Source organism: Pseudofrankia coriaricola (assembly GCF_001854805.1).
Lineage (GTDB): Bacteria > Actinomycetota > Actinomycetes > Frankiales > Frankiaceae > Pseudofrankia.
Genome location: NZ_MBLO01000061.1, coordinates 20,838 through 30,190, shown reverse-complemented (window position 1 = coordinate 30,190; position 9,353 = coordinate 20,838). Strand labels below are relative to the sequence as shown.

Sequence of the window (9,353 nt, the reverse complement as noted above, 5' to 3'; positions counted from 1 at the left end):
CCCCGGCCCTATCTGTCCGGGGTAACGGTCCCCCGGGTCCTCCGGCGACTGTCCGCCGCGGCGGACAGGTCGCCACGTTCGGCGCAGTCACGGAACATGTCCATCGAGGCGGCGGCGGGCGCGAGCAGGACCGTGTCGCCCGTCCCCGCCAGACGCGCCGCGGCCTCCACCGCATCGTCCATGCCCGTGGCCCTTTCCACGGGGACATCGGGGGCGTGTCGGGCGAGAGCCGTCACGATCTCGGCCGCACAGCGCCCGATCAGGACCACGGCGCGCGGCCGGTCCCGGCCCGGCGGCTGCTCACCGGGCTCGGGGCCCCCGTGCTCACAGGCTGCCGCCGTGGGAGAGGAACTCGGCGTAGAACAGGCCCAGCCCGAACGCGACCGCGAGCCCGGAGACGATCCAGAACCGGATGATCACGGTCGTCTCCGGCCAGTCGGCGAGCTCGAAGTGGTGATGAATCGGCGCCATGTTGAACACGCGTTTCCTGGTCAGCTTGAAGCCCGCGACCTGGACGATGACCGACACCGTCTCGATGACGAAGAGCCCGCCGAGGACGAACAGCAGCAGCTCGGTGCGGCTGACGATCGCGATGCTGGCGAACGCACCGCCGAGCGCGAGCGAGCCGGTGTCCCCCATGAAGATCTTCGCCGGGCTGGCGTTCCACCACAGGAAGCCGAAGCAGGCGCCCATCGCCGACGCCGCGACCAGTGCCACGTCGAGCGGGTCCCGCACGAGATAGCAGCCGGCCTCCAGGTGGCCCGGCTCACACAGGTTGCCGAACTGCCAGAACGAGATCACCACATAGGCGCCGAAGACCATCGCCGACGTGCCCGCGGCGAGCCCGTCGAGGCCGTCGGTCAGGTTCACCGCGTTCGACGTCGCGGCGATGATCATCCAGGCGAGCAGCGGGAAGCCGATGATGCCGATGGAGATGTCGGTGTCCCGGATGACGGAGATGAACGTGGAGCCGGGCAGCAGCCCGTTCGCGTTCTTGAACCGCACGGCCAGCAGGCCGAACGCGAGCGCGACGGCCGCCTGGCCGGCGAACTTCGTCCGCGCGGTCAGGCCAAGGCTGCGCTGCTTGCGGATCTTGATGTAGTCGTCGAGGAAGCCAACCCCGCCGAGACCCGTCATCACCATCAGCACCAGCAGGCCGGACGCGGTGAACCCGGCGCCGGTGACCAGGTGCGTGACGAAATAGCCGATCAGCGTAGCGGTGACGATGACGGTGCCGCCCATGGTCGGCGTCCCGCGCTTCTTCAGGTGGGTCGACGGCCCGTCCTCGCGGATCTCCTGGCCGTAGCCCTGGCGGCGGAAGAACCGGATCACCCACGGCGTGCCGAGCAGCGACACCACCAACGCGACCGAGGCCGCGACAAGAACACCCCTCACCCGTGGCCGCCCCGGTCGGCGGCCCTCGGGGCTGCCGGCGCGTCCTGTGGCCCGCGGGCCCTGCTAAACACCCTTTCCCACGTCCCCTCGATCACGGCGTCTCTTCCGCCGTCTGTGCCTTCCTGTCGCCCCCGTGGGCCCGGCCGGATCGCCGACCTCCCAGACCGCCGCCCTCCCAGACCGCTAACCTCCCAGTCCGGCTCCCAGACCTCCCCGATCGCCGACCTCACAGCAGATCTCTCAGATCGCTGACCTCCCAGATCGCTGACCTCCCAGATCGGCTTCGCCGATCCGGCAGGAACCCTGTCGCCGATCCGGCAGGAACCCCGGGCTCCACCGACCCGGCAGGGACCCTGTCGCCAATCGGCAGGGACCCCGGATCCGGCAGGGATCCTGTCGCCGATCCGGCAGGAACCCCGGGCTTCGCCGGAACCCTGTCGCCGATCTGGCAGGAGCCCTGTCTCCCCTCCGACCGGTCCGCGGCGCCGGTTCACCGGCCGTCGTCCCGGTCGTCCCGGTCGCCGCGAGGCTCGGCGAGCGCCCGCGCGAGACGCTCCAGGCCGTATGACCGGCTGGCCTTGACCAGCACGACGTCACCGGCACGCAGGCCGGCGGCGGCGAGCTGCTCAGCCGCCTCGTCGATGCCGCTGACCCAGGTGGCCCGCGCGCCGGCCGCCGCGGCGGCCTCGGCGAGCGGGCGGGCCGCCTCGTCGACGGCCAGCACCCGGTCGATCCCGAGCTCGGCGGCGAACCGGCCGAGCTCGGCGTGCGCGCCGTCCGCCGCGGCGCCGAGCTCCCCCATGGGGCCGAGCACGGCCCACGTCCAACGGCGCCGGGCTTCGCCGGGCGCGGCGTCCGGGTCCGCGGCCGGGTCGGCCTGGTCTGGCGAGACGCGGCCGAGGTCGACGAGTGCACGCAGGGCGGCACGCATCGACTCCGGGTTGGCGTTGTAGGCGTCGTTGACGATGACCAGCCCCGACGAGGTGGTGGTCACCTCCATGCGCCAGCGGCTGCGCGGCCGGGCGGCGGCGAGCGCCTCGGCCGCGGCGGCGGGCGTCATCCCGACGGCGCCCGCGGCGGCGGCGGCGGCCAGCGCGTTGCTCACCTGGTGGGCGCCGACCAGCGCGAGCGCCACCCGATGGCGCTCGCCGCCGGCAAGCAGGTCGAACGACGCCCGGCCGGCGCGATCGATCTCGACCCGCTCGGCGCGCACGTCGGCGTCCGGCGCGAGGCCGAACGTCACCACCCGGCCGGTCGCCCGAGGCCGCATGGCGGCGACCAGCGGGTCGTCGGCGTTGAGCACGACCGTGTCGGTCGCGGCCTCGGCGAGCTCGCCCTTGGCCTGGGCGATGCCGGCGCGCCCGTCGGCGTACTCGCCGACATGCGCCGAGCCGACGTTCAGCACCAGGCCAACGTGCGGCCGGGCGATCGCGCACAGCGCCGCGATGTGGCCGATCCCGCGGGCGCCCATCTCCAGGGCGGCGTACTCGGTGCTCTCCTCGAGGCGCAGCAGCGTCAGCGGCAGCCCGATCTCGTTGTTGAACGAGCCTGGCGGGGCGATCGTCGGGCCGAGCGCGCCGAGCAGGTCGGCGAGCAGGTCCTTGGTGGTCGTCTTGCCGGACGAGCCGGTGACCGCCAGCACCGCGGCCTTCGTGAGGTCCCGGACATGTCCGGCGAGCGCCGCCAGCCCGGCCGCCGGGTCGGCCACCAGCACCGCCGGGACACCCACCGGGCGAGCCGCGAGCACCGCCACCGCCCCGGCGGTCACCGCGGTCGCGGCGAAATCGTGCCCGTCTGCCCTCTCGCCCGGCAGCGCGACGAACAGCGCTCCCGGTTGCGCCAGCCGCGAGTCGACGACCACCGAGGTGACGAGCGCGGACGGGTCGGCGCCACCGTCGAGGCGGCCGCTGACGGCCGCCGCCACCTCGGCGAGCGTCACCGGGATCACCGGCGCACCCCCGGTGATCCCATGCCCGCGGCGCCCGCGGTCCCGCCAGCGCCGGCCGGGCCGCCGAGCGCCGCGGCGAGCGCGGCGGCAAGCGACTCGCGGTCGTCGAACGGGGTCACCACACCGTCCTGTTCCTGCCCGCGTTCGTGGCCCTTGCCGGCGACGACGACCGCGTCGCCGGGGCCGGCCTCGGCGACGGCGGCGGCGATCGCCTCGGCCCGGTCGGGGATGACGGTGACCTTCGACGCCGCCGTGCCGGCCTGGGAGGCGCCCGCGCTCATCTGGACGAGGATCTCCGCCGGGTCCTCGGAGCGCGGGTTGTCGTTGGTGAAGAACGCGAGGTCGGCCAGCCGCGCGGCCGCGGCGCCCATCAGCGGGCGTTTGGCCCGGTCCCGGTCACCGCCGCAGCCGAGGACGACGATCAACCGGCCGGCGACCAGGCCGCGCACCGACCTGAGCACGGTCTCCACCGCGTCCGGGGTGTGCGCGTAGTCGACCAGCGCGAGGTAGGGCTGCCCGGCCTCCACCCGTTCCATCCGGCCGGGGACGCCGGGGAGCTCGCCGATCCCGGCGGCGGCGGCCTCGGCCGGCACCCCGGCGGCCACCAGCAGCGCGAGCGCGCCGAGGGCGTTGGCGACGTTGAACCGCCCGGGCAGCCGGACCTGGACCGGAACCGCAAGCCCTCCGGGGCCCCGGGCGGTGAACGTGCTGCCCCGCTCGCCGATGGCCAGATCGTCCGGCCACCAGTCGGCGGGCGGCTCGGGCGCGAAGGTGACGGCCCCGGGAATCCGGGCAGCGAGCTCGGCCCCCCAGGAGCCGGCCGCCACGTCGGTGCCGATGACGGAGACGGCGGACCGCTCCGGCTCGAACAGCTTCGCCTTCGCCTCGAAGTAGTCCCGCATCGTCGGGTGGTAGTCGAGGTGGTCCTGGCTGAGGTTGGTGAACAGCGCGCCCGCGAAGCGCAGCCCGTCGACGCGGTGCTGGGCCAGCGCGTGGCTGGAGACCTCCATCGTCGCCGCCGTGACCCGCCGCTCGACCATCACCGCGAACAGCGCCTGCAGGTCGGCGGACTCCGGGGTGGTGCGCACCGAGTCGAGCCGCTCGTCGCCGACGCGGGTCTCGACGGTGCCGAGCAGCCCGGTGCGGTGGCCGGCGGCCCGAAGGCCCGCGTCGACGAGGAACGCCGACGTGGTCTTGCCGTTGGTCCCGGTGACGCCGAGCAGGGTGAGCTGGCGCGACGGCTGGCCGTAGAGCCAGTCGGCGACCTGGGCGAGGTCGCGGCGCGGGCTCGCGGTCACGACCACCGGCACGGCGGTGGCGCCGCCGAGCATCGCCTCGCCCGCCGGGTCGGTGAGGACCGCGGCGGCGCCCGCGGCGACGGCCGCCGCGGCGAACGCGGCCCCGTGCGCGTGGGCGCCGGGCAGCGCGGCGTACAGGTCGCCGCGGCGCACGGCGCGGGAGTCGTGGGTGACACCGCGCAGCATGACGTCGCCGGTGGCGGGGTCCGTGGCACCGGGCGCGCTGGCGGACGCGAGACTGCCGAGGCCGGCGAGCAGGCCGTGCAGCTCGGTGAGCGTCCGCGCCGACGGGTGGGCCGGGCGCAGGGCCGGAGGGGTCACGCTGTCGACCTTAGTAGGGCACCTGGCGAGGCCTCACGCCTGCCGTGGGTGTCACCGCGTGGCCGTGTCGGTAGCCCTGAGAAGGCGGACCGCCGGGCACGCGAAGGAAGAGCATTTTCGCGCACCCTTTGGCCCTCCAGCGTCGGTTCATCGCCTCGGCCGCCCGCTCATCCGGATGGCGGTGAGCCGCCCGCCGCCGGGCTCGTCCCCTGGCCGGCGGCATCCGTCGGGGACCCGCCCGGTGGGGACGCCGCGTCGCCGCCGGCCCCGCCGGCGGTTGTCTGGCCGGTGGCCTCCGCGTCGTCGGCGGCGCCGGGCTGGGTGAGCGGCAGGTGGGGCGCCGCGGAGCCGGCCGGCGGCACGCCCAGCGTCGCGAGGGTGAAGGTCATCACCTTCTGGAACGCCGGCGCCGCGGCGAGACCGCCGTAGTGCTCCCCCTTCGGGTTGTCCAGGACGACCGCGATCACGGCCCGTGGGTTGTCGGCCGGGGCGTATCCGAAGAACGAGGAGACGTAGCTAAACCCGTCCTTGCCGTAGTAGCAGCCGCAGGACGGGACGATCTGGTAGGCGGTGCCGGTCTTGCCTGCGACCCGGTAGCCGGGCACGGCGGCGGCGGGCGCGGTGCCGTTCGTCGTGATGACCTGCTCGAGCATGTCGGACAGCGTGCGCGCGGTCTGCTCGCTCACCACACGCACGCCCGGCGCCCGCGGCATCGGGACCATCGCGCCGCCGCTCGGACCGATCGCGTCGACCAGCCGCGGCGTCATCCGCACCCCGCCGTTGGCGATCGTCGCGTAGACCGTCGCCATCTGCAGGGCGGTCACGCTCATCCCCTGGCCGTAGGCGATGGTGGCCGCCTGGGATGTCGACCACTTCGTCGACGGGGCCAGCTGGCCGCCGCTCTCGCCGGGGAAGCCGAGCCCGGTGGGCTGGCCGAGGCCGAAGTCGCGCATTGTCGCCTCCAGTCCCGCAGCGCCGACCTTCTCCGAGATCAGCACGGTGCCGATGTTGCTGGAGTGGGCGAGGACCCCGGCGGCGGTGAGTTGCAGCGTCCCGTGCGTCTCCGAGTCGCCGATCGGCGAGCCGCCGCGGCGGATGCTCGGAGGGACCGTGACCGGGGTCGTCGCGGTGATCAGGCCGCGGTCGAGCGCGGCGGCCATCGGGATGACCTTTTCCACGCTGCCGGGCTCGAACGCGAACGCGGTGGTTCGGTTGCCGAGCGCGGCGGTATTGGCCGCACCGACGTTGTTCGGGTCGAAGCCCGGGGAGTCCGCCATCGCCAGGATGTCCCCGGTGCGCGGGTTCATGATCACGATTGTGCCGGCAGAGGCCTGGTTCTCGCGCACCGCGTCGGCGATCGCGGTCTGCGCCTCCCACTGGATGTCGGTGTCCAGGGTGAGCCGTAGGTTGGAGCCCTCGACGGGGGCCTTCTCGCTGTTGTGCGCCGACGGGATCTCCCGGCCGGCCGGGTCGGTCTCCAGCCGGCTGATGCCGTCCTTGCCGCGCAGCACGCCGTCATAGGCGAGCTCGATCCCGCCGTTGCCCACCAGCAGGTCGTTGTCGCCGAAGCGGGTGTAGCCGATGACGCCCGCCCCCACCGTGTCGTTCGGATAAACCCGGCGGCGCTCGTCGAGCACACCGACGCCCTTGAGCTCGAGCTTCTTGACCTTCGCCCCGACGGCAGGGTCCAGGCCTCTGGCGATGTAGACGAACAACAGCTTGGGGTCGCGGGTGATGCGCTTCTCGATCGTGTCCTTCGGCTGCCCGACCAGGGGGGAGAGCTTCTCGGCCACGGCGGCGGGGTCGCCGATGAGGCTGGGGTTGGCGTAGATGGAGCGGGCATCGACGTCCTGGGCGAGCGTCGCCCCGTGCCGGTCGGTGATCTCACCGCGGACCGCCGGCAGCGTGACCTCCTGCATTCGCTGGTTCTCCGCCTGGCGGGCGTAGGTGGCGGCGTTGAAGCCCTGCAGCTGGGTCAGCCGGCCGGCGAGCACCAGCAGCAGCAGCGCCATCACGAGGACACCCATGCGCAGCCTGCGCCGCGAGCTGGCCAGCGCGCGGCGGCGCGGCCCGCGGGGCGGCCGGCGCCGCGGCCGCTGGTTACCGGGGACCCGGCGCCCGGTGGCTGCCCGCGCCGCCGCCGCTCGGGCCGCGGCCGAGCGCGCGTGGTCGCTCCTGGTCGGCCGGCCGGCCCGCGCGGAGCCGGTCCGCGTCCCCTCCGTCACCAGCCGCAGGCGCGTGCGGCCCCCGGGCGGGAGGAGCGTGGAGCTCACCGCCCGGAGGTCCCCGCGTCGGTGGGCTGTCCGGCCGCCCCGTCGGCGGCCGGCTGGCCCTGTCCCTGGCTGGCCGGGGTGGCGTCCGCGGCCGGCTGGCCGGGCGCCGGGACGACATAGAGGATGACGCCGCCGTTCGCGTCCCCGCCGCCGGCGACCACGCGGGCGCCGGGCGGCAGCGGGGCGCCCGCCGGCAGGTACTCGGGCAGGTCGCCGGGTGCCATCCCGAGGGCCTGCGCCCGCGCGGCGAGCGCGCCCGGCGCGGACAGCCGGTCGGACTGGACCGCGAGTGCCTCCTCCTCGTCGGCGAGCGCGGAGGAGGTGGTCTGCAGCGAGTGTTCCTGGAACGCGTTCTCGCTGAGCGAGGTGTTCAGCAGCAGCAGGCAGACGAGCCCGCTGCCCATGAGCACGAGCAGCAGGATCACGAACGGGGCCCGCGGCGCCCGCTGCGACCGGGCGGCCTTGGCTCTGGCCCGCGCCAGCGCCGTCGGCCCCGACACCGGGGTGGCCCGCGGCCCGGGCCTGGCGGCTGGCCGAGCCGCCCGCCTGGTGGGGGCGGACCGCTCGGCCGGCTCGGCGGAGGCGGGCGACTGGCCCGCGCGGCGGGGCCGCGGCTGGCGGGCCGGTGGCTGACGTGCCGGTGGCTGACGTGCCGGGCGCGGCGCCGGAGCCGGGGCAGGAGCCTGCTGCGGTGCCAGCGCGGTCGCGCCGTCCGACATCGGCAGGTGCTCGTCGCTCGGCTCGGCGGTCATGATTTTCCTCCCCTGGGTTCTTCTGGGGACGGGGGCCGCCGGAGGCGCGAAGGAGGAGCATTGTCGCGCCTCCTTTGGCCCTCTGGGCCGGTGGCTGACGTGCCGGGCGCGGCGCCGGAGCCGGGGCAGGAGCCTGCTGCGGTGCCAGCGCGGTCGCGCCGTCCGACATCGGCAGGTGCTCGTCGCTCGGCTCGGCGGTCATGATTTTCCTCCCCTGGGTTCTTCTGGGGACGGGGGCCGCCGGAGGCGCGAAGGAGGAGCATTGTCGCGCCTCCTTTGGCCCTCTGGGCTTCCCGTCCTGTTGGTGGCGGCGGGCGGGCGGACCCGCTCGGCGGCGCGCAGCCGGGCGGACGCGGCCCGCGGGTTCGCCGTCACCTCCGCCTCCGACGCGGCCTGCGACCCACGGGTGAGCAGCCGGAAGGTCGGCTCGGCGCCGACGGGCACCACGGGCAGGTCCGGTGGCACCTGAGTGGTGGTCACCTCGACCAGCGCCCGCTTGACCATCCGGTCCTCCAGTGAGTGGTAGGCGAGCACGGCGATCCGGCCACCTACCGCGAGCCGGCCAAGCGAGGCGGGCAGGGCCCGGTCCAGCACCTCCAGCTCGCCGTTGACCTCGATGCGCAGCGCCTGGAACGTGCGCTTGGCCGGGTTCCCGCCGGTGCGCCGCGCCGCCGCCGGTATCGCCGCGCGGACCAGCTCGACGAGCCGGGCCGAGGTGGTGAACGGCTGCCTGGCCCGCTCGGCCGCCACCGCGGCGGCGATCCGCCGGGCGAACGGCTCCTCGCCGTAGCGGCGCAGCACCCGGGAGAGCGACGCCTCGTCGTAGGTGTTGAGGATGTCGGCGGCCGTGCGCGGGCTCGTCGGGTCCATCCGCATGTCCAGCGGCGCGTCCCGCGAGTAGGCGAAGCCGCGGTCGTCGGTGTCCAGCTGCAGTGAGGAGACGCCGAGGTCGAACAGCACCGCCTGCACGGCCCGGATGCCCAGGCCGTCCAGCACGCCCGGCAGCTCGTCGTAGACGGCGTGCGCGAACTGGACCCGCCCGGCGGCGAAGTCGAGCCGGTCGCGACTGGCGGCCAGCGCCTGCGGGTCACGGTCCAGGCCCACCAGCCGCAGCTCGGGCAGCTCGCGCAGCAACGCCTCGGCGTGCCCGCCGAGGCCGAGTGTGGCGTCGACGGCGACGGCGCCCGGCTGGCGTAACGCCGGGGTGAGCAGCGCGCGGACCCGGTCCAGCAGGACCGGGATGTGGCTGGCCTGCACCGCTCGCCGCCCTTCTCGACTGGGCCCTTCCTGACCGGTCCCTCTCGGCCGAAGCGCCCAGCGGACGGGTACGTACGCACGCGTCTGCCCGCGTCGACGCCCATCCGGT

6 protein-coding genes and 1 pseudogene are annotated in these 9,353 nt (G+C 74.9%); all 7 read right to left on the bottom strand.

Annotated features, from left to right (window positions below; all coding sequences use genetic code 11):
• Positions 1–8: 8 nt before the first annotated feature.
• Positions 9–275 (bottom strand): annotated as a pseudogene (locus BCD48_RS11420) (UDP-N-acetylmuramoyl-L-alanine--D-glutamate ligase); the annotation flags it as partial.
• Positions 276–324: 49 nt separating this feature from the next.
• On the bottom strand, positions 325–1,395 hold the full coding sequence (gene mraY, locus BCD48_RS11415; RefSeq protein ID WP_071048328.1) for a phospho-N-acetylmuramoyl-pentapeptide-transferase: 1,071 nt from the start codon (positions 1,393–1,395) through the stop codon (positions 325–327).
• Between the two features lie 490 nt (positions 1,396–1,885).
• A complete protein-coding gene (locus tag BCD48_RS11410; protein ID WP_071048327.1) occupies positions 1,886–3,343 on the bottom strand; it encodes a UDP-N-acetylmuramoyl-tripeptide--D-alanyl-D-alanine ligase in 1,458 nt (485 codons plus the stop codon).
• Positions 3,340–4,962, bottom strand: a complete 1,623-nt coding sequence (locus BCD48_RS11405; protein ID WP_071048326.1) for a UDP-N-acetylmuramoyl-L-alanyl-D-glutamate--2,6-diaminopimelate ligase — start codon at positions 4,960–4,962, stop codon at positions 3,340–3,342. Before BCD48_RS11405 ends, BCD48_RS11410 begins: the two co-directional genes overlap by 4 nt.
• Before the next feature lie 167 nt (positions 4,963–5,129).
• On the bottom strand, positions 5,130–7,235 hold the full coding sequence (locus BCD48_RS11400) for a peptidoglycan D,D-transpeptidase FtsI family protein (RefSeq protein ID WP_157910473.1): 2,106 nt from the start codon (positions 7,233–7,235) through the stop codon (positions 5,130–5,132).
• Positions 7,232–7,987, bottom strand: a complete 756-nt coding sequence (gene ftsL, locus BCD48_RS11395) for a cell division protein FtsL (protein WP_071048325.1) — start codon at positions 7,985–7,987, stop codon at positions 7,232–7,234. The genes BCD48_RS11400 and ftsL overlap by 4 nt, the downstream gene beginning before the upstream one ends.
• 198 nt (positions 7,988–8,185) lie before the next feature.
• On the bottom strand, positions 8,186–9,244 hold the full coding sequence (gene rsmH, locus BCD48_RS11390) for a 16S rRNA (cytosine(1402)-N(4))-methyltransferase RsmH (RefSeq protein WP_083418481.1): 1,059 nt from the start codon (positions 9,242–9,244) through the stop codon (positions 8,186–8,188).
• Positions 9,245–9,353: the final 109 nt, after the last annotated feature.

Excerpts from the sequence above, each read along its gene's own strand:
- ftsL (WP_071048325.1), bottom strand. The coding sequence starts at position 7,987 with ATGACCGCCGAGCCGAGCGACGAGCACCTGCCGATGTCGGACGGCGCG.